General features: G+C 67.3%; 18 protein-coding genes. 9 read left to right on the top strand and 9 right to left on the bottom strand.

Annotation, left to right across the window (positions count from 1 at the left end; genetic code table 11):
- Positions 1-210 precede the first annotated feature (210 nt).
- Positions 211-2,319 (bottom strand): RecQ family ATP-dependent DNA helicase, encoded by a 2,109-nt coding sequence (locus ACTIAO_RS13410; RefSeq protein WP_441906719.1) that lies wholly within the window; start codon positions 2,317-2,319, stop codon positions 211-213.
- Between the two features lie 107 nt (positions 2,320-2,426).
- Here ACTIAO_RS13410 and paaA point away from each other — a divergent pair, with 107 nt between their 5' ends.
- Genes paaA through ACTIAO_RS13440 form a run of 6 tightly spaced genes read left to right on the top strand, consistent with a single transcriptional unit; the run spans position 2,427 to position 7,008 of the window.
- Complete coding sequence (gene paaA / locus ACTIAO_RS13415; protein ID WP_441906720.1) at positions 2,427-3,377, top strand: 1,2-phenylacetyl-CoA epoxidase subunit PaaA; 951 nt, start codon at positions 2,427-2,429, stop codon at positions 3,375-3,377.
- Positions 3,374-3,661 carry a 1,2-phenylacetyl-CoA epoxidase subunit PaaB gene (gene paaB / locus ACTIAO_RS13420; RefSeq protein WP_441906721.1) on the top strand — a complete coding sequence of 96 codons (288 nt, stop codon included), beginning with the start codon at positions 3,374-3,376 and terminating at the stop codon, positions 3,659-3,661. The genes paaA and paaB overlap by 4 nt, the downstream gene beginning before the upstream one ends.
- Positions 3,662-3,693: 32 nt before the next feature.
- On the top strand, positions 3,694-4,626 hold the full coding sequence (gene paaC / locus ACTIAO_RS13425; protein WP_441906722.1) for a 1,2-phenylacetyl-CoA epoxidase subunit PaaC: 933 nt from the start codon (positions 3,694-3,696) through the stop codon (positions 4,624-4,626).
- Entirely contained in the window at positions 4,620-5,126 is a 507-nt protein-coding gene (gene paaD, locus ACTIAO_RS13430) for a 1,2-phenylacetyl-CoA epoxidase subunit PaaD (protein WP_441906723.1), read from the top strand. The genes paaC and paaD overlap by 7 nt, the downstream gene beginning before the upstream one ends.
- Positions 5,123-6,223 (top strand): 1,2-phenylacetyl-CoA epoxidase subunit PaaE, encoded by a 1,101-nt coding sequence (gene paaE, locus ACTIAO_RS13435; RefSeq protein WP_441906724.1) that lies wholly within the window; start codon positions 5,123-5,125, stop codon positions 6,221-6,223. The genes paaD and paaE overlap by 4 nt, the downstream gene beginning before the upstream one ends.
- Positions 6,224-6,237: 14 nt before the next feature.
- Entirely contained in the window at positions 6,238-7,008 is a 771-nt protein-coding gene (locus ACTIAO_RS13440; RefSeq protein WP_441906725.1) for an enoyl-CoA hydratase/isomerase family protein, read from the top strand.
- An 81-nt stretch (positions 7,009-7,089) separates the two neighbouring features.
- Here ACTIAO_RS13440 and ACTIAO_RS13445 read toward each other — a convergent pair whose 3' ends face one another.
- The 4 genes from ACTIAO_RS13445 to ACTIAO_RS13460 all read right to left on the bottom strand — a co-directional run bounded on the left by ACTIAO_RS13445 (position 7,090) and on the right by ACTIAO_RS13460 (position 13,049).
- Entirely contained in the window at positions 7,090-7,545 is a 456-nt protein-coding gene (locus tag ACTIAO_RS13445; RefSeq protein WP_441906727.1) for a hypothetical protein, read from the bottom strand.
- An 89-nt stretch (positions 7,546-7,634) separates the two neighbouring features.
- Positions 7,635-9,047 carry a Re/Si-specific NAD(P)(+) transhydrogenase subunit beta gene (gene pntB, locus ACTIAO_RS13450; RefSeq protein ID WP_441906728.1) on the bottom strand — a complete coding sequence of 471 codons (1,413 nt, stop codon included), beginning with the start codon at positions 9,045-9,047 and terminating at the stop codon, positions 7,635-7,637.
- Positions 9,044-10,606, bottom strand: coding sequence for a Re/Si-specific NAD(P)(+) transhydrogenase subunit alpha (locus ACTIAO_RS13455; RefSeq protein WP_441906729.1), 1,563 nt, complete (start codon positions 10,604-10,606; stop codon positions 9,044-9,046). The genes pntB and ACTIAO_RS13455 overlap by 4 nt, the downstream gene beginning before the upstream one ends.
- 295 nt (positions 10,607-10,901) lie before the next feature.
- Positions 10,902-13,049, bottom strand: coding sequence for an ATP-dependent Clp protease ATP-binding subunit (locus ACTIAO_RS13460; RefSeq protein ID WP_441906730.1), 2,148 nt, complete (start codon positions 13,047-13,049; stop codon positions 10,902-10,904).
- Positions 13,050-13,202: 153 nt separating this feature from the next.
- Between ACTIAO_RS13460 and ACTIAO_RS13465 the strand changes: the two genes are divergently transcribed.
- On the top strand, positions 13,203-13,829 hold the full coding sequence (locus ACTIAO_RS13465; RefSeq protein ID WP_441906731.1) for a hypothetical protein: 627 nt from the start codon (positions 13,203-13,205) through the stop codon (positions 13,827-13,829).
- Here ACTIAO_RS13465 and coaBC read toward each other — a convergent pair.
- Positions 13,816-15,012 (bottom strand): bifunctional phosphopantothenoylcysteine decarboxylase/phosphopantothenate--cysteine ligase CoaBC, encoded by a 1,197-nt coding sequence (gene coaBC / locus ACTIAO_RS13470; protein WP_441906732.1) that lies wholly within the window; start codon positions 15,010-15,012, stop codon positions 13,816-13,818. The two genes, ACTIAO_RS13465 and coaBC, sit on opposite strands and share 14 nt — an antisense overlap.
- Before the next feature lie 69 nt (positions 15,013-15,081).
- On the opposite strand from coaBC, the gene ACTIAO_RS13475 reads away from it, so the two are divergent.
- Both ACTIAO_RS13475 and ACTIAO_RS13480 read left to right on the top strand, forming a co-directional pair.
- Entirely contained in the window at positions 15,082-15,774 is a 693-nt protein-coding gene (locus tag ACTIAO_RS13475) for an NRDE family protein (protein WP_441906733.1), read from the top strand.
- Between the two features lie 28 nt (positions 15,775-15,802).
- Complete coding sequence (locus ACTIAO_RS13480) at positions 15,803-16,246, top strand: hypothetical protein (protein ID WP_441906734.1); 444 nt, start codon at positions 15,803-15,805, stop codon at positions 16,244-16,246.
- Positions 16,247-16,252: 6 nt separating this feature from the next.
- On the opposite strand, the gene ACTIAO_RS13485 is transcribed toward ACTIAO_RS13480, so the two are convergent.
- The 3 genes from ACTIAO_RS13485 to ACTIAO_RS13495 all read right to left on the bottom strand — a co-directional run.
- Complete coding sequence (locus ACTIAO_RS13485) at positions 16,253-17,398, bottom strand: AI-2E family transporter (RefSeq protein ID WP_441906735.1); 1,146 nt, start codon at positions 17,396-17,398, stop codon at positions 16,253-16,255.
- A 23-nt stretch (positions 17,399-17,421) separates the two neighbouring features.
- A complete protein-coding gene (locus tag ACTIAO_RS13490; protein WP_441906736.1) occupies positions 17,422-18,603 on the bottom strand; it encodes a glycosyltransferase family 4 protein in 1,182 nt (393 codons plus the stop codon).
- 12 nt (positions 18,604-18,615) lie between these two features.
- Positions 18,616-19,651: glycosyltransferase (locus tag ACTIAO_RS13495; protein ID WP_441906737.1), on the bottom strand; the 1,036-nt coding region annotated here is incomplete at its 5' end.

Raw genomic sequence — 19,651 nt, forward strand, 5'->3', positions numbered from 1 at the left:
GCAACGGAGTGCTGCTGTGCTGGTGGCACCACCGAAACCTGCACCTGTCCGAGTGGCGCATCCGTATGAATCACGGCGTTCCCGAGATCCGCGGTCCGCTCTGGTGGGATCGAAAGCAGCACTGGCACGCCACAGGAACGCCGCGCCCACGTGTGCGCGAACGCGCAGGATGAGTACGCGCACGATGAGTACGCGCAGGAACGGTCGACGTCACCCGCACAGCGCGAGCACGAACGGAAGCACCTCCGTGGCACCGGCCTGCCGCAGCGCACGTGCGGCGACGGTGAGAGTCCAGCGGCTGTCGGCCTGATCGTCCACGAGCAGCACTGGGCCCGCCGGGATCTCTAGATCCTCGGCGCTGAAGCGGTCCCAGACTCCGGCGAGCCGGAACGCGCTGTTCCCGCCCGGCTGTCCCGATGGTCCACCGTCCACGGGAGTGAGCGCCCCGATATACGGCAGCTTGCCGATCTCGGCGATCCCCCGTGCCAGCGAGTCGACGAGCAGCGGGTGCGAGCGCGACGGCATCGCCACGACAGCGACCGGCCGCTCTGCCCAACCCCACTCGGCAAGCACCCGCACGCAGGCTGCGAGCACCTGCTGTGTCACCGGTGCATCCGGCACCCCCGCGGCGAACAGCCCGCGCAGGGTTCCACCCCAGCCAAGATCGGTGAGTCGGGCGAGTGCCCGTCCCTCCCCCGCCTGCTCCTCGGCGGCGATCCGCCCCTTCACCGGAACGCCGAGGCGGTCGGCTCCGGTCGGCCACTGTCGACGCGGATCGATCGCGACACCCACCCGGTCAAGAGAATCGGATGCCGCAGCCGTCGCCGTCGCTCCGATCTCACTCGGGAACCAGGCTCCGGCACAGTTATCGCACCGCCCGCAGGGAGCGGCCGTGTCATCGTCGAGTGAGCGCTGCAGAAACTCCATCCGGCATCCGTCGGTCTGCTGATACTCGATCATGCTCTGCTGCTCGGCGAGGCGTTCGGCCGCGATGCGCTCGTAGCGCTCGCGGTCGTAAGTCCAGCTCTCCCCCGTCGCGACCCAGCCGCCCTGCACACGGCGCACGGCACCATCTACGTCGAGCACCTTCAGCAGCAGCTCGAGCGGAGTGCGGCGGATGTCGACCATCGCCTCCAGCGCAGGAGTCGAGATCGACGCATCACCGAGGGCTGCGATCACTCGCTCGGCGCGTTCCTGGTCGGGCATCGACGCCGTGGCGAAATAGTGCCAGATGTCACGATCCTCTGGCCCCGGAAGCAGCAACACGTCCGCGCTATCGCTCGCTCGTCCGGCGCGACCGACCTGCTGGTAGTAGGCGACCGGCGACGACGGCGCTCCGAGGTGCAGCACGAAACCGAGATCGGGCTTGTCGAACCCCATACCGAGAGCACTCGTCGCCACGAGCGCCTTGACCTCGTTGCGCTTGAGCATGCCCTCGGACTCGGCACGCTCGTCGGGGTCGGTCTGGCCGGTGTACGCCCGCACCTCATGACCGCGCTCGCGCAGCAGGCGGGCCGTGTCGACCGCTGCGGCAACGGTGAGCGTGTAGATGATGCCCGACCCCGGCATCTCGTCGATATGACTGAGCAGCCACGCCAGCCTGCGGGTGGCATCGGGCAGGCGCAGCACCCCCAGCCGCAGCGAAGATCGCGCGAGCGGACCGCGAATGGTGAGCACGGGAACGCCCGCGTCTCCCGTCACGCCCAGCTGCTCTTCGACGTCCGCAACAACCCGGCTGTTCGCCGTGGCGGTCGTCGCAAGCACCGGCACCTCGGCCGGCATCTGCGCGATCAGGTCGCGCAGTCGTCGGTAGTCGGGGCGGAAGTCGTGCCCCCAGTCGCTGATGCAGTGCGCTTCGTCGACGACGAGCATCCCGATGCGCTGGACCAGCGTCGGCAGCCGCTGCTCGCGGAACGCCGGATTGTTCAACCTCTCGGGAGACACGAGCAGGACATCGACCTCGTCACGGTCGAGCTGTGCCAGCACGTCATCCCACTCATGCGCGTTCGTCGAGTTGATCGCGACCGCGCGGACACCGGCTCGCTCGGCTGCCGCGATCTGGTCGCGCATCAGCGCGAGCAGCGGCGAGACGAGCACCGTGGGCCCTGCTCCCTGCTGGCGCAGCAGCAGCGTCGCGACGAAATAGACCGCGGACTTTCCCCAGCCGGTCCGCTGCACCACGAGCGCGCGACGGCGCCCACTGACGAGAGCCTCGATCGCCTCGTACTGCCCGTCGTGGAACGCGGCATCGTCGCGCCCGACGAGTTCGCGCAGCGCTGTGAGAGCCGCCTCATGCGTCGCGGTGGTGTCGAGGGTCATGGCTCAACTCTGCCCCAGACCCCTGACATCGCCGGACGCGGTGGCATTTCAGCATCCGATATGGAAGAATTACTGAACGTACGGTCAGTAAAGACGAAGGGGTCAGAATGACCGAGATCACCCCCGAACAGCGCCGCTTCGACGAGATCATCGCCGCGGATTCGCGCATCGAGCCGCGCGATTGGATGCCGGACGACTACCGCCGCACCCTCACGAGGCAGATCAGCCAGCACGCGCACTCCGAGATCATCGGCATGCAGCCGGAGGGCAACTGGATCACCCGCGCGCCGAGCCTCAAGCGCAAGGCGATCCTGATGGCGAAGGTCCAGGATGAGGCCGGCCACGGCCTGTACCTCTATTCGGCCGCCCAAACCCTCGGCATCACCCGTGACGAGATGACCGAACAACTCATCGAAGGCAGAGCGAAATACTCGTCGATCTTCAACTACCCGACCCCGACCTGGGCCGACATGGGTGCGATCGGCTGGCTCGTCGACGGCGCCGCGATCTGCAACCAGGTACCGCTGTGCCGGGCATCGTATGGTCCGTACGGACGCGCGATGATCCGCGTCTGCAAAGAAGAGTCGTTCCACCAGCGACAGGGGTTCGAGATCCTCCTGACGCTCATGCAGGGGACGGATGCGCAGCGCGCGATGGCGCAGGATGCCGTGGACCGCTGGTACTGGCCTTCGCTCATGATGTTCGGGCCGCCGGACGGCGACTCCCCGAACTCGGCGCAATCGATGGCGTGGAACATCAAGCGCTTCTCGAACGACGAGCTGCGCCAGCGCTTCGTCGACATGCTCGTCCCGCAGGCAGAGATCCTCGGCATCACGCTGCCCGATCCCGAGCTGCACTTCGATGAGGAGACGCAGCACTACCTAGGCGGCGAGATCGACTGGACGGAGTTCTTCGAGGTACTGAAGGGCAACGGCCCGATGAACGTCGAACGGCTGCGCGCGCGACGCGAAGCGCATGAGGACGGCGCATGGGTGCGCGAGGCGGCAGCGGAGTACGCGCGCAAGCGCTCGGCGCGCGCCGAGGAGGTAGCAGCATGAGTTCTGAAACGTGGCCCCTGTGGGAGGTGTTCGTCCGCGCGAACCGCGGCATGAGCCATGTTCACGCGGGTTCGTTGCACGCCCCGGATGCCGAATTCGCCGTCCGCAACGCCCGCGACCTGTACACGCGGCGCGGCGAAGGCACGTCGATCTGGGTCGTGCCATCGGATGCCATCACCGCCAGCGACCCGGACGCCAAGGGCTCATTCTTCGAGAGCCCGGCCGGCAAGAACTACCGTCACGCCGTGTACTACACCGCGTCCGAGGGGGTGCCGCACCTGTGACTGTCTCTGGTGAGGCTAGCGTTCGCGGGTCGTTGAGCGAGCGCAGCGAGACGAAACGCGTTGAGCGAGCGGAGCGAGTCGAAACGTCCACATCACCGCACGGCTCCGCCCCCTCCGCTCAACGACCCGCGGAATCAGTCGAAACGTCCACATCACCGCACGGGGCCGTCACCGTCGACCAGCTCAACCTCGCGGCCGAACTCTCCGGCGACAGCGACGCCGTCGCGAGCGCAGATGTTGCCGAATACGCCCTGTGGCTCGGCGACGACTCCCTGATCCTCTCCCAGCAGCTCGGTGCCTGGATCGCCCATGCCCCCGAGCTCGAAGAAGACGTGGCGCTGGCGAACATCGCCCTCGACCTGCTCGGTCACGCCCGCTCGCTGCTGCGCTACGCCGGCACCGCAGACGGGCGCACCGAGGATGATCTCGCCTATTTGCGCGACGAGACGGAGTTCCGCAGCGCCTGGCTCTTCGAGCAGCCCAACGGCGACTTCGCGCAGACGATCGCGCGTCAGCTCGCGGCATCCGCCTATCTCTATGAGCTGTACTCTTCGCTGCGCGCGTCGAAAGACGCGACCCTCGCGGCCATCGCGGAGAAGTCGCTCAAGGAGGTCGACTACCACCGTGATCACGCCGTGCAGTGGACGCTGCGCCTCGCCGGCGGCACCGACGAGTCGCGCCGCCGAATGATCCGCGCGATCCGCGACGTCTGGCCCTATGTCGACGAGCTGTTCCGCGATGAGCCGTTGATCGACGAACTCGACGGCATCGCTGTACGCCCGTCGACCCTGCGCGAAGGGTTCGACGCCGCGATCGACGCTGTCTTCGCTGAGGCCGAACTCGAACTGCCGGATGTCCGAGCGTCGTCCGGAGGCGGACGCCACGGCAGCCATTTCTCCGCCCTCGGGCACATCCTCGCCGAGATGCAGGTCTTGGCCCGACAGCATCCGGGGGCGACATGGTGACCCTGACGCGGCACGAAGAAGCCTGGCGGGTCGCGGCATCCGTCACGGACCCCGAGATCCCGGTCCTCACGATCGAAGACCTCGGTGTACTGCGCGACGTCACGGTCGATGGAGACGGCGAGCGCGTCACCGTCACCCTCACGCCCACATACAGCGGATGCCCCGCCCTCGACACCATGCGCGACGATGTCATCCTCGCGCTCACCGCCGCGGGGTTCGGCGACGTCGCCGTGCGCACGACGCTGGCGCCGGCCTGGACGACAGACTGGATGACGGATGCTGGAAAGCAGAAGCTCCGCGACTTCGGCATCGCTCCCCCCAACGGACGAGCGGCCCTTCGGCAGGGTCAGGGCCTGGTCAAGCTCCGCCTCGCGGTGAAGTGCCCGCGCTGCGATTCGCTCGACACCCGCGAAGTCACCCGCTTCGGTTCCACCTCGTGCAAGGCGCTCTATGAATGCAACGCCTGCCTCGAGCCCTTCGACCATTTCAAAGTCCTATGAACACCACCACCCGCCGTCGCGGACGCTTCCATGAGCTCGAGGTCGCAGAGGTCCGACCCCTGACGAGCGAGAGCATCGAGGTCACGTTCGCGGTACCGCCGGAACTCGCGGACGACTATCAGTACCTCCCCGGCCAGTACGTTGCGCTGCGCGCGCACGTCGACGGTCACGAGGTGCGCCGCAGCTACTCGATCTGCCGCCCGCCGTCTGCCGGCAGCATCAGCGTGGGCATCAAGCGCGACCTCGGCGGACTGTTCTCCGTCTGGGCACACGAGAACCTCAAGCCCGGAGACCGCATCGAAGTCATGAGTCCAGAGGGCAGGTTCACCACGAATCTCCCCGACCTCGACCATGCGCACATCGCCGGCATCGCCGCGGGTTCGGGCGTCACCCCGATGATGGCGCTGGCCGCGCACGTGCTGGCGTCGTCTCTTTCAGCGCAGTTCAGCCTCGTCTACACGAACCGCGCCACGCAGGATGTCATGTTCCTCGACGAGCTCGCCGACCTCAAGGATCGCTACCCCTCGCGCCTCGCGCTGCACCACGTGCTCTCCCGCGAACAGCGCACCGCACCCCTGCTGTCCGGACGCATCGACGCCGAGAAGCTCGGCGCGATCCTCGACGGGCTCGTGCTGCCGGAGACGGTGACCGAGTGGTTCCTCTGCGGACCGTTCGATCTCGTCTCGCTGTGCCGCGAGACGTTCGAGGAACGCGGTGTGCCCGCCGACAGCATCCGCTTCGAACTCTTCACGAGCGACGCGGACGGCCCGCGCGTCGACCGCGGACGCCCCGTCGTCATCGACACGGGCGATGAGGTGCGGCGTATCGAGTTCACGCTCGACGGCCTGTCCTCGACCGTGGAGTCCCCCGTCGCCGCGAACGAGGCGATTCTGGATGCTGCGCTGCGCGTCCGCGGTGACGTGCCGTTCGCGTGTGCCGGAGGAGTCTGCGGAACCTGCCGCGCCCACCTCGTCGAGGGTGAGGTGCGGATGACGCAGAACTTCGCGCTGGAACCCGATGAGCTCGAGCGGGGCTATGTGCTGACCTGCCAGTCCCACCCGACCACCGAGAGAGTCGTCGTCGACTACGACGCCTGAACGGAGTGCAGACCATGATCGATCTGACCATCGCCGACGACGTCGCCCGCATCGTGCTGAACGCTCCCGAGAAGCGCAACGCGCTGAATGTACCGGCGCTGCGCGACCTCGGTGCTGCATACGACGAGGCGGAAGCCGCCGGGGTGCGAGCGCTGGTGCTGCGCGGCGAGGGCCCGGCATTCTGCGCCGGCCGCGACATCGCTGGCGTCGACGCCGCAACCGATGATGTGACGGGATACCTCGACGGGCACCTCACTCCCCTGCTGAAGAAGATGTCTGCGTTCCCGGCGCCGACCTTCGCCGCGGCACACGGCGCGTGCCTGGGCGTGGGGCTCGGGCTGCTGATCGCCACGGACGTCGTCTACGTCGCCGACTCCGCCAAGATCGGGTCGCCGTTCGCCGCGCTCGGTGCGACGCTCGATTCCGGCGGACATGCACTGTTCTACGAGCGCCTCGGCGCCCACAAGACGCTGGACCTCATCTACACCGGGCGGCTCATGACCGGCACGGAAGCGGTGCAGTCCGGGCTCTTCTCACAGGTCTTCCCGGCAGACGAGGTGAACGCGGCGACAGAGGGCGCAGCATCCCGTGCCGCCGCGGGAGCGACGCAGTCATTCCTCGCGAGCAAGCGCCTCGTCGCCCGGTTGCGCGACGAACGTCTCGCGCTGTGGGATGCCGTCACCGCTGAGAACATCAATCAGGCGTCGCTGCGCGATACCGCCGACTACCGGGAGGGGTTCGCGGCGTTCCAGGAGAAGCGGCGCCCGGAGTTCACCGGACGCTAGATCCTCGGCGAAACATCACTTCCCGCACGAGACACCGCCACATACGCGATGTGTCATGCCGGAAGTGATGTCTCGCGGAACTTAACGACTACTTCGCGACGAGACAACGCCCACGATCGCCGTGGCGAGCGTCGCCAACCAGCCGAGGGCCGCGATAAGAACAGCGACGCCGGAGATAATCGACGACGCGTCGCTGCTCATCCAGCCCCACGCCGAGACAGCCGATCCGAACGGCGGTGCATCTCCCCCATCTACCAGCGTGAACATCATCACGAGCAGCGCGGCCCAGGTGACCCAGCTGGCGATGTCGTAGAACAGGCGGGTGCTGCGCGCGGCCTTCGCATCACGATCGAAGACCACGATGATCGGGGCGAAGTACATCGCGATGACCACGAACGGGGCGAAGAAGCCACCGATGAGTGTCATCCAGCCCATCGGCGCACCGATGATCCCGCGCCCGAACAGGACGAGCAGGGGCAGCAGCACCGGGGCGATCCACTGAAAGATGCGTACGAACCTACCGCCGGAGAGTCTCATGAGGCCAACGCTATCTTCAGGTCGCGATTTCTGTCGGTTAGCCTCCGCCATACCGACAGAAATCGCGACCTGAACGAGGGGTGGGCGTCCTACAGCGCCCGCAGGATGTCGTCGACGCGATCCTTGGCGTCACCGAACAGCATCTGCGCGTTCTCGCGGAAGAACAGCGGATTCTGCACGCCCGCGTATCCCGAGGCCATCGACCGCTTGAACACGATCACATTCTCGGCCTCCCAGACGCGCAGCACCGGCATCCCAGCGATGGGGCTGCCCGGATCCTCCGCGGCGGCCGGGTTCACGGTGTCGTTCGCGCCGATCACGAGCACGACGGCGGTGGATGCCAGATCGTCATTGACTTCGTCCATCTCGAGCACGATGTCGTACGGCACCTTGGCCTCGGCCAGCAGCACGTTCATGTGGCCCGGCAGACGTCCGGCAACAGGATGGATGCCGAAGCGCACATCGACCCCGCGGTCACGCAGCTTCTGCGTGAGCTCGGCGACCGGATACTGCGCCTGCGCCACAGCCATGCCATAGCCCGGCGTGATCACGACCGATGAAGCATTGGCGAGCATGTCGGCGACGGTTTCAGCATCCACCTCGCGGTGCTCGCCGTGGTCGACCTCGTCCTTCGTGGGGGCGGCTATACCGAAGCCACCCGCGATCACCGAGATGAAGGAACGGTTCATGGCCTTGCACATGATGTACGAAAGGTACGCACCCGACGACCCGACCAGCGCGCCGGTGACGATCAGCAGGTCGTTGTTCAGCAGGAAGCCCGCCGCGGCCGCAGCCCAACCGGAGTAGCTGTTGAGCATCGAGACGACCACGGGCATGTCGCCGCCGCCGATCGAGGCGACCAGGTGCCAGCCGAGCGCGAGCGCGAGAACGGTGACGATGATGAGCAGCACCAGCGTCGGCGTGATCACGTACCAGACGGTCAGAGCGATGAACACGACGATCGCGCCGAGGTTCAGCACGTTCTTGCCGGGGAGCATGAGGGGCTTGGACGAGATGCGCCCGGACAGCTTCAGGAACGCGACGATGGAACCGGTGAAGGTCACGCCACCGATGAAGATGCCGATGAAGACCTCGGCGTGGTGGATGTCGGCGAGTGCGCCGGTGAGCCCCGGGCTGTGCAGGTGTCCATTCCAGCCGACGAGAACAGCCGCGAGACCGACGAAGCTGTGCAGCAGCGCGATGAGCTCGGGCATCCCGGTCATCTCGACGCTGCGCGCCCGCCACAGTCCGATGACCGCGCCGACGAGCATCGCGACGAGAAGAAGAACGAGGCCGACGATGGCCTGCGGCTGACCCCAGGCACCCTGCAACGTGACCCAGATCGTGGCGACGAGCGCGATCGCCATGCCGACCATGCCGTATGTGACACCGGCCCGCGAGGACTCGTGCTTGCTGAGCCCCGCGAGGCTCATGATGAACAGCAGCGCCGCGACGATGTACGCGGCGCCCGCGACGGATGCGGCGATCTCCAGCGCGCTCATTTGCTGGCTCCCTTCGAGAACATCTTCAGCATTCGTCGCGTGACCGCGAACCCGCCGAAGATGTTGATGGATGCCACGAGCACAGCGATCGCGGAAAGAATCTGCACCACGATGTTCGGAGTGGCGATCTGCACGATCGCGCCGACGATGATGATGCCCGAGATGGCGTTGGTGACGCTCATGAGGGGCGTGTGCAGGGCGTGCGACACCTTGCCGATCACGTAGAAGCCGATCACGACCGACAGCATCAGCACAGTGAAGTGCTGCGGCAGCGGAGCGGGGGCGACGGCGTTCACGAGGAAGAGCGCGGCGATGCCGACGGCGATCAGCGCGACCTTCGCACCGGCCGAGAGGGGCTTCTTCTTGGGCGCTTCCTCGGTCCCTGAGCCTGTCGAAGGGTCGGCCGCCTTCGCAACCGACGCCGCCGATACCTGCACCGGTGGTGGCGGCCAGGTCTCTTCGCCGTCGCGCACGACCGTCACGGCCCGCTGCACGACGTCGTCGAAGTCGAGGACGAGCTGGCCATCCTTCTCAGGAGTGAGCAGCTTCAGCAGGTTCACGAGGTTCGTACCGTAGAGCTGCGATGCCTGGGTGGGGAGCCGCCCGGCAAGATCCGTGTAGCCGAGGATGATGACGCCGTTGTCGGTGACGACGCGCTGTCCGGCAACAGACCCTTCGACGTTTCCGCCGAGAGCTGCCGCCATGTCGACGATGACGCTGCCCGGCTTCATGCTCGCGACATCCGCGGCGGTGATCAGAATCGGTGCGGCACGTCCTGGGATGAGAGCCGTGGTGATGATGATGTCGACGTCGGCGGCCTGCTCGGAGTAGAGCTCGGCGGCGCGACTGTTGTACGCCTCGCTGGTTGCCTTGGCGTACCCGTCGGAGGAGACCTCCTTCTGCTCCTCGGGCACGATCACCTCGAGGTACGAACCACCGATGGACTTCACCTGGTCGGCGACCTCAGGTCGCGGGTCGGTCGCGCGTACGATCGCGCCGAGGCTGGATGCTGCGCCGATGGCGGCGAGGCCCGCGACGCCGGCACCGGCGACGAGCACCTTCGCCGGGGGAACCTTGCCGGCGGCCGTGACCTGACCGGTGAAGAATCGGCCGAACTCATTCGCCGCCTCGACGACCGCACGGTAGCCGGAGATGTTCGACATGGAGCTGAGCACATCCATCGACTGCGCGCGCGAGATCCGCGGCACAGCATCCAGAGCGAGCGCGGTGATTCCGCGAGTCGCAAGCGCTGCCCGAAGCTCCGGACGCATGTTCGGACTCAGCTGCGCGATGAGCGTCGCGCCGTCCGCGATCCTGGCGATCTCAGCATCCGTCGGGGCATTGACCTTCAGCAGGATGGGCGATGCCCACGCCTCGTCTGCACCGACGATCTCCGCGCCGGCTGCGGCATAGGCACTGTCGGGGTAGGCGGATGCCACACCCGCTCCCGCCTGGACCGCCACGTCGTAACCGATCTTGCGCAGTGCGCCGACCGTCTGCGGCGTCGCGGCGACCCGAGTCTCACCGTCTTGTTCCTGCACGATGCCAATACGCATCATCCACAACTCCTGTCTCTCGTCGCGCCGCTCTCCGATGAGATCGCACGACACACACGAGACGAGACTCTATCGACGCTGCACCGAATTGCGCGGTGTTATTTCCCTCGATCACCCCGAAAGATTCCCGGTTCTTCACCCCGATGAAACGTCGAGGCCCCTCCGGAGCATCCGCGCCCCTCGTGAAATACGTAATTCAGGAGGGGCGCCGACGACCAGGAGGGGCCTCGGCGAACCGGGTTGGGGTGGGTGGCGCGCGGGCGCGCGGCGCGACGGGCGCGCGGGCGCGACGGGCAGGTCAGGCCGCGGTCAGCGCCAGGCCCGAACCGTCGGGCGCGACATCGACGCGCACGGTGTCGCCGTCGCGCACTCCGCCCGAGAGCAGAGCGGTTGCGAGCTTGTTCTGCACCTCGGTCGTGATGAGCCTGCGCAGCGGGCGCGCTCCGTACACCGGGTCGTACCCGCGCTCGGCGAGCCACGACCGGGCATCCGGGGTGACGGCGAGCGTGAGCCGACGATCCTGCAACCGCCGCTGCAGCTGATCGACGGTGAGTTCGACGATCTGCGCGAGGTCGTCCTCCGTCAGCGCCTGGAACATCACGATGTCGTCGAGACGGTTCAGGAATTCCGGGCGGAACGCCTGCCGCACGAGCGCCATCACGGCATCCCGCTTGTCGGCCAGCGACATGACCGGGTCGATGAGGATCGGCGAGCCGATGTTGGAGGTGAGAACGAGGATGACGTTCGAGAAGTCGACCGTGCGCCCCTGACCGTCGGTGAGACGGCCGTCGTCGAGCACCTGCAGCAGCACGTCGAACACCTCGGGATGCGCCTTCTCGACCTCATCGAGCAGCACGACACTGTACGGACGCCGGCGCACGGCTTCGGTGAGCTGTCCGCCCTGCTCGTAGCCGACGTATCCCGGAGGGGCACCGACCAAGCGAGACACCGAGTGCTTCTCGCCGTACTCGGACATGTCGATGCGCACCATGGCGTGCTCGTCGTCGAACAGGAACTCGGCGAGCGCCTTGGCGAGCTCGGTCTTTCCGACACCCGTCGGCCCGAGGAACAGGAACGATCCGGTCGGGCGACCGGGGTCGCTGATGCCCGCACGCGAGCGGCGCACAGCATCCGACACGGCGCCGACGGCCTCCTTCTGCCCGATCAGGCGCTTGCCGAGCTCGCTCTCCAGGTGCAGCAGCTTCTCGCTCTCGCCCTGCAGAAGGCGCCCGACCGGGATGCCGGTCCACGCCGCAATCACGGCGGCGATGTCCTCATCGGTGACCTGCTCGTTGACCATGCGGCCCTCGCCGGACTCCGCCGAGGCAGCCTCGGCCTGCTCGGCCTCGGTGATGTCGCGCTCGAGGCGCTTGATCGTCTCGTATTCGAGCTTCGATGCCTTCGTGTAGTCGGCTTCGCGCATCGCGAGATCACGCTGCGTGATCGCGTCGTCGAGCTGCTTCTTCAGCTCTCCCACGCGGTTGAGGCCCTGGCGCTCGCGCGTCCAGCGCTCTTCGAGGGAGGCGAGCTCGCGCTCCTGCACGGCGAGCTGCTCGCGCAGCGCGCTCAGGCGCTCCTTGGATGCAGCATCCTTCTCACGCTTCAGCGCCAACTCCTCGAGCTTCATCCGGTCGACCTGACGCTTGAGCTGGTCGATCTCGACCGGAGACGAGTCGATCTCCATCTTCAGCCGCGACATGGCCTCATCCATGAGGTCGATCGCCTTGTCGGGCAGCTGTCGGCTCGGCAGGTACCGGTTCGACAGCGCAGCGGCCGCGACCAGCGCACTGTCGGCGATCGTGACTCCGTGGTGCGCCTCGTAACGGCCCTTGAGCCCGCGCAGGATCGCGATCGAGTCTTCGACCGTCGGCTCGCCGACGTAGACCTGCTGGAAGCGGCGCTCGAGAGCGGCATCCTTCTCGATGAACTCGCGGTACTCGTTGAGTGTGGTCGCACCGATGAGGTGCAGCTCACCGCGGGCGAGCATGGGCTTGAGCATGTTGGATGCCGCGACCGACCCCTCGCCGCCGCCCGCACCCATGAGTGTGTGCAGCTCGTCGATGAAGGTGATGATCTGCCCGTCGGACTCGGTGATCTCCTTGAGGACCTGCTTCAGGCGCTCTTCGAACTGGCCACGGTACATCGCACCAGCCACGAGGGCGGAGATGTCGAGAGTGATGAGGTCCTTGCCCTTGAGGGATTCGGCGACGTCGCCTGCGACGATGCGCTGCGCCAGACCCTCCACGACAGCGGTCTTTCCGACGCCGGGCTCACCGATGAGCACGGGGTTGTTCTTCGTGCGGCGGGTGAGTACCTGGCTGACACGACGGATCTCGCTGTCGCGTCCGATCACCGGGTCGAGCTTGCCCTGGCGGGCGCGGTCGGTCAGGTTGATGCCGAACTGCTCGAGGGCGGACTGCTGGTCTTCTTGTGCGGGCGTTGTCATCTGCTTCCTCCTGGAAGTGCTCCTAACAAAGTTGAGTGTTGTTGACTCAATTTTATCAGGTGGCCGAGCTGTGAGCAAGAGGCAGCAAGAACGAACAAGAAGTGGAGGCCAGAGTTCCCGGCTATGGTGAGGCCTGAGTGGAAGGGGTCGTCCATGAACTCGCAACTCTCACGCCGACGCCGTCGGCTCATGCAGCTCATCGGCTTCGCACTGTTGGCCATCGTCTTCGTCGTTGCCATCTGGATCGATGTGGCCACGGGGCTGTGGCAGCAGGCGGTGATCCTCTCCGGTATCGCTGCGGGACTGCTGACGTTCCTTCTGACGGCGCTGTTCTTCGAGCGATGGATGGCAGGCGCTGACCACCGACGCTGGTATCCGGTGACGCATCTCGCTCTCACCGATCTGCTGCATGCCCTCGGGGATGAGGAGCACAGCCACTTCAGCCGCGGGACCATCGTGCCGCGCACCGTGGATGCCTCGGGCGATCACATCGCCGTACTCGACGCGATCCACAGCGAGCGCCGCGCGATCACGCATGCGCTCGCGCGCTGGGCGGGTTTCCTCGCCGCGAGTGCCGATGTGCAGAGCCTCATGGACCACATCGCCGACCTCGCCGTGCACCTGGATACCGCCCGGGACGCCGCGCTCGACGCCGAGGATGCTCCTTCCGATCCCCGAGCGCAGGAGGCGATGCGCGCAGCGATCGAGGATGTGAACGCCTCGATCCGAGCGGCCGTGGACGAGATCGAGGAGGCGCTCAGCGCCTTCACTCGGCGATGACGGCGCCCCAGATCGTGCGCGCGACTTCCCGCTTCGATCCGGAAGCGGATGCCACGACAGCCCCACCCGCACCGATGACCTCGACCGCGTTGTCCGGACTCTCGAAGCCGTGCTCGGCATCGACGCGGTTGACGACGAGCAGGTCGACGCCTTTGCGCTCGCGCTTGCGCTTCGCGCGCTCACGGCGGGCGTCGGCATCCACCAGCGTCTCCGCCGCGAACGCGACGATGACCTGGCCGTGGCGCCGGGATGCGGCCAGGCCCGCGACGATGTCGTCGTTCTCGACCAGATCGATGCGGTCGAGAACACCCTCCTCCTTCGTCAGCTTCTGGTCGGCGGCGTTCGCCGGTCGATAGTCGGCGACAGCGGCCGCCATCACGACGATGTCGGCGGATGCCGCGGCATCCGCCATCGCCTCGCCGAGCTCGGCAGCGGTGCCGACCCTGCGAATCTCGATATGCGGATGCTGCGCCGCGGCGAGCACGTCGGCGGAGATGTTCGCGGCGACGAGCGTGACCTGCGCGCCACGCGCGGCAGCCTCCGCGGCGAGCGCGACCCCCTGACGTCCGCTGGAGCGGTTGCCGAGGAAGCGCACGGGGTCGATCGGCTCTCGCGTTCCTCCCGCGGAGACGGCGACCGTGCGGCCAGCGAGGTCCTGCGGGGTGAGCACCGAGAGGGCGCGGTCGTAGATCTCCTCGGGTTCCAGCATCCGCCCTGGTCCCGAATCTCCGCCGGTCAGCTCGCCGTCACCGGGGCCGAGCACGTGCACGCCGCGCTCGCGAAGGGTCTGGATATTGGCCTGCGTCGCCGGATGCCGCCACATCTCGGTGTGCATCGCGGGGGCGATCGCGACCGGGGCCGTGGTGGCGAGCAGCGTCGTGCCGAGCAGGTCATCGGCGAGGCCTGCCGTCATCTTCGCGATCGTGTTCGCTGTGGCGGGGGCGACGATCACGAGCTCCGCGGCCTGGCCGAGCGCGACGTGCCGCACCCGTGCAACGTCGTCGTGCACGCTGGTGGTGACCGTGTTCCGGCTCACGGCCTCCCAGGTCGGAGTCCCCACGAACCGCAGCGCGTCTTCGGTGGGAATCACGGTCACGTCGTGCCCCGCCTTGATGAGCAGCCGCACGAGCTGCACCGCTTTGTACGCGGCGATACCGCCCGTGACTCCGACGACGATGTTCATGCCTCGATTCTGCCTGACGGGTCGGACACTCGGGCGGGCATCGCCGAAACCGCCCTTAGACTGGGCCGCGTGTGCACGGTCGTCATCGATGTCGCAGAGCCCGGCGGCTCCCGGCTCCTCGCTGTCCGCGATGAGGATCCCGCACGCGCCTGGGACTCCCTCGGTGCGTGGTGGCCCGAGCAGTATCCCGGAGTGATCGGCATCCGCGATCGCCGCGCCGGCGGCGCCTGGCTCGCCGTCGACACCGAGGCTCACCGCCTCGCCGTGCTCCTCAACCGCGCCGATGTGCTCGACCTCCCGGAAGACCAGGTGCACAGCCGCGGGAGTCTCGCGCTGGAGTCCGTCGCAGGACGCTCGCCCGAAGCGCCCCTGCCGATGCACGGCTTCAACCTGCTCGAAGTCGGACCGGATGCCGCGCGCGTGCTGTCCTGGGATGGCGAGACGCTGACCGAAACCCCGGTGCCGCAGGGCGTCCACATGATCGCGCACGACGGGTTGGATGATCCGGCCACCGCCCGCATCGCGCGCTGGCTGCCGGAGTTCCAAAAGAACGCCGCACGGACCGACGGCTGGGAGAAGCGCTGGGTCGCACTGCTCGCAGCATCCGCAGAGCTCGACCCGACCGATGATGCGGCGATCATCCGCGACAACCGTCCGCACGGTTATCCCACGCAGTCACTTCTGTACTGCGTGGCCGATGTCGGACACCACGGCGTCACGATCGACGAATCGAACCTCACCGCGCCCGGTCACTGGGGCTGAGTCCGTGCCCGCCGATAAACTCGGCGGCATGAGCGACCCGCAGCAGCCCGCGCAGAATCCGCACCACCTCCCGCCGTACATATCGCAGCAGCCGCAGGGCGGCTACCCCGCGCAGCAGCCACAAGCCGGCTACCCCGCGCAGGATCCCGCCCCGCGAACGGGGAATCCCGCAGGCCGCATCGGCCTCATCCTGGGTATCGTCGCGCTCGGCATCAACGTCGTCACGAGCATCGTGTTTCAGATCATGATCCGCACGGACGGGTACCGGTTGTACGGCCTCATCAACGGGGTCGGTGCGTTTCTCGCCTTCGCGGCGGGACTCGCGGCGCTCATCTGCGGCTTCGTCGGATTGCGCCGCAGCGGTACCCCGCAGGCTGCCGCCGGAATCGCCGCCGGAATCGGCATCGCCGTCGTGGCCGGCACCGCCTTCAGCTTCATGATCAACAGTGTCGGGTCGTTGATGCCCTTCTGAGCTGGCTCAGCGCTGCCAGATCCACCGGCGTCTGCGACGGCGCACGAGCGCCGGCTCGGGCTCCGCTGGTTGCGGCACTGCCGTCCGATCCCCGCTCACCCATCGCAGCCACAGCGCGTCGGGATTGCCCTCCAGCACAAGAGCCCGGGTGAGCAGTGTTAGCGGAATCGAGAGGATGGCGCCGAGCGGCCCGATCACGAACGTCCAGAAGATCACCGAGAAGAAGCTCAGCGTCAGGCTGAGGTCGACGGCATCGCTGACGAACTTCGGCTGCACGAGTACCTGCAGGACGACATTGACGACGCTGTACACGGCGATCACTCCGAGCGCCAGTGGCCAGCCCCCGATCGCGATGGCGAGGATCACCGGGGGAACAAGGCCGAGAATGAACCCGATGTTCGGGATGAAGTTCGTCACGAACGCGAGGATCGCCCACACGATCGGGGCGGGCACCCCCATCCACCACAGCGCGAGACCGTCGATGATCGCGACGATCGCGCCGAAGCTCGCGTTGACGATGTAATAACGGCGGATGCCGTGGTTCAGCAGCGTGATCCGCCCGATGACGTGGCTGCGGGTGGCACCGAACACCTCGGGTGCGTGACGGTAGCGCGCAGCATCGACGGCCATGAAGATGATGTACGCGAACACGAAGAACAGCGCGGTCGCGACGGCGAGGACGGTGCCGCCGACGCTCTGCACCACCTTCAGCAAGTTCGCCGGGGCCAGCAGCGATGCCACGGCATCCGTCGCCTCCTCACCGAAGCCGACATCGTTGAGCCAGGCGGCGAACGCGTTGAGCTGCTTCGTGACGGCGCCGTCCGATGCCAGGTCCATGACCAGGTGCGCGAACTGCGTTCCCGCGAACCACAGCAGTGCCCCCATGGCCAGCAGGATGATGTACGCCAGCACGATGACCAGCAGGGATCCGAGCCACGATGGCAGACCGCGCCGCATCAGCGGCATCCGGATCGGTTCGCAGATGACGACGATGACGATCGCCAGCGCGATCGGCCCGACCACCTCGCGGGCGAGGAAAAGCCCCGCGATGACGATCACGGATGCTGCCAGCGCAAGCAGCACGCGCAGGCTCGACGACAGCATTGGATGGGCCGGCGACGCGGGACGGTTCGTGGGCGCAGGGCTGGTCATAGGCTCAGCGTATCGCCAGCGCGTCAGGGGGCTGCCAGCACCCTCTCGTAGATCTCGATCATCGCCGCCGTGCGCGATGACTGGCGGAAGGCCTCCGCGACCTCGGGAACCGGCACCGGTGCGCCACCCGCCCTGATGTCGGATGCTGCGCGCGTCAGCGTCTCGGCGAGCGCGGCGACCGACGCATCCGGCACCGTCCACAGCCCGCCACCCAGCTCGGTGGCAATGTCGGGGTCGCTGACGATGGTCGGCGTGCCGAGGGTGGCGGCTTCGAACGGCGTCATCCCCTGCGTCTCGAATCCGATGGAGGTCTGCACCACAGCATCCGCTGCGGCGATACGAGCGAGAGTTTCGCCGTACGGCAGGCGACCCGCGAATCGGATGCCGTCGTGCCCGCGGGCGATGCGCTCCGCTGCCCGCAGCTGCCCGCCACCGCCGATGACCTCGATGTCAGCATCCACGCGGGAGGCGACGACCGCTTCGAGGAACGGCAGCAGCCGCTTCTCCGGGCTCATCCTCCCGAGCCACACGAAGCGCGGGCGGCCGGGCTGGCGCTCCCCGCGCGTCGCGAGAATCGATGCGAGCAGCTCGTCGTCGATGCCGTTCCAGACCACGTCGACTTCGGGGAAGATTCCGTGCTGTTCCAGCCGGCGGGCGAAGTGGCCCGATGGCGCCGTGACCGCGCTTGCCCCCTGGGCGATGCCGCGCAGGAACGCCCAGCCGTCGTTCCCAGCGACGGGCTGGCCGATGCCGCGCATCGACTGCCGCCGCCACAGGTTCAGCACGGCGAGCGCCTGCCGGTGCAGCGGCGTGACCGCCGCCATGCCGACGTCGACGCGGTTGTGCATGGTGTGCACGACCGGGATGCCGTGGCGATCCGCGAAGCGATGCCCGATGAACGCACCCCAGAAGTCCGCCTGCACGTGTACGAGATCGACCGGTGGACGGCCGGCGAACGCACGATCGAGGAAGCGGTCGGTGCGCCGACCCGGCCAGGACATCGAGTACTCGCGGTCGAGCGTGATCGGGATGGAAGGCAGGTCGAAGGGATTCGGCCACCCGAAGACACTGCCATTGTGCATCTTCGGCGCGACCGCGGTCACCGTGTGCCCGGCACGCTCGAGGTACTGCTTCTGCAGCCGCATCGACACCTGCGCGCCGCCGAGCGATGCGAGGTGCTGATCGCCGAAGAAGACGATGTGCATGGCCAGGGTCCGCTACGCCGGCAGCGGCTGGTCGCGGTACAGCGCCTCGAACGTGTCGAGGGTGCGGTTGATGTCGTGGACGATGACGCCGTCGAGGGATGCCTGCTGCATCCGCTCGTACTCTTGCGGCTCCGCCGTGAGCACGGTGGTGAGCTTCGCGGCCAACTCGTCGACGTTGCCGGGTTCGAACAGGTATCCGTTCTCGCCGTCATGGACGAGGTGCGGGAGCGCGACAGCATCCGCCGCGACGATCGGCAGGGCCGAGGCCATCGCCTCCATCGTAGCGATGGACTGCAGCTCGGCGATCGACGCGATCACGAACAGGCTCGCACGGGACAGCAGTCCGCGCAGCTCCTCGTCGGTGATGCGCCCGTGGAAGGTGACACGGTCGGACAGGCCGAGCTCGCCGGTGAGCCGTTCGAGGCTCTTGCGCTGGTCGCCGCCGCCGACGATGTCGAAGGTCACATCCAGTGCCGGATCGAGCTTCGTCATCGCCTCGAGGATGACCTCGACCTGCTTCTCGGCGGTGATGCGCCCGACGAAGACGATGCGGTTCTTCTCGCGCGGTCCGATCGCCGGGGTGTACTGGGTGCGGTCGATGCCGCAGCTGACCGGGATCACACCCTCGACGTCGACGGTGCGCTCGAGGAAGTCGGCGGCGCGACGCGTAGGGGTCGTGATCGCCCGGGTGAGAGCGAACGTGCGCGTGGCGTCAGCCCAGGCGAGCTTCAGGACGATGTCATCGATGAACTTCGGCATCGTCGTGTGATCGAGGATGTTCTCGGCCATCACGTGGTTGGTGGCGATGACCGGGATGCCACGCTCATGCGCGACGCGCGACAGGCCGCGGCCGATGACGATGTGCGACTGGATGTGCACGACATCCGGTTTGACCCGGTCGATCACCTTGCGCGCGTAATGCTTCGAGCGCCACGGCCACACGAACCGCAGCCAGTCGTGCGGGGGCCAGCGCACCGACGGCAGGCGGTGCAGCGTCATCGGCTCGCCCTCGATGACCTCGGTGGCCGTCGGAGTGTGGCGGTACTTC

The organism is Microbacterium sp. (assembly GCF_052099035.1).
In the GTDB taxonomy this organism is placed as follows: domain Bacteria; phylum Actinomycetota; class Actinomycetes; order Actinomycetales; family Microbacteriaceae; genus Microbacterium.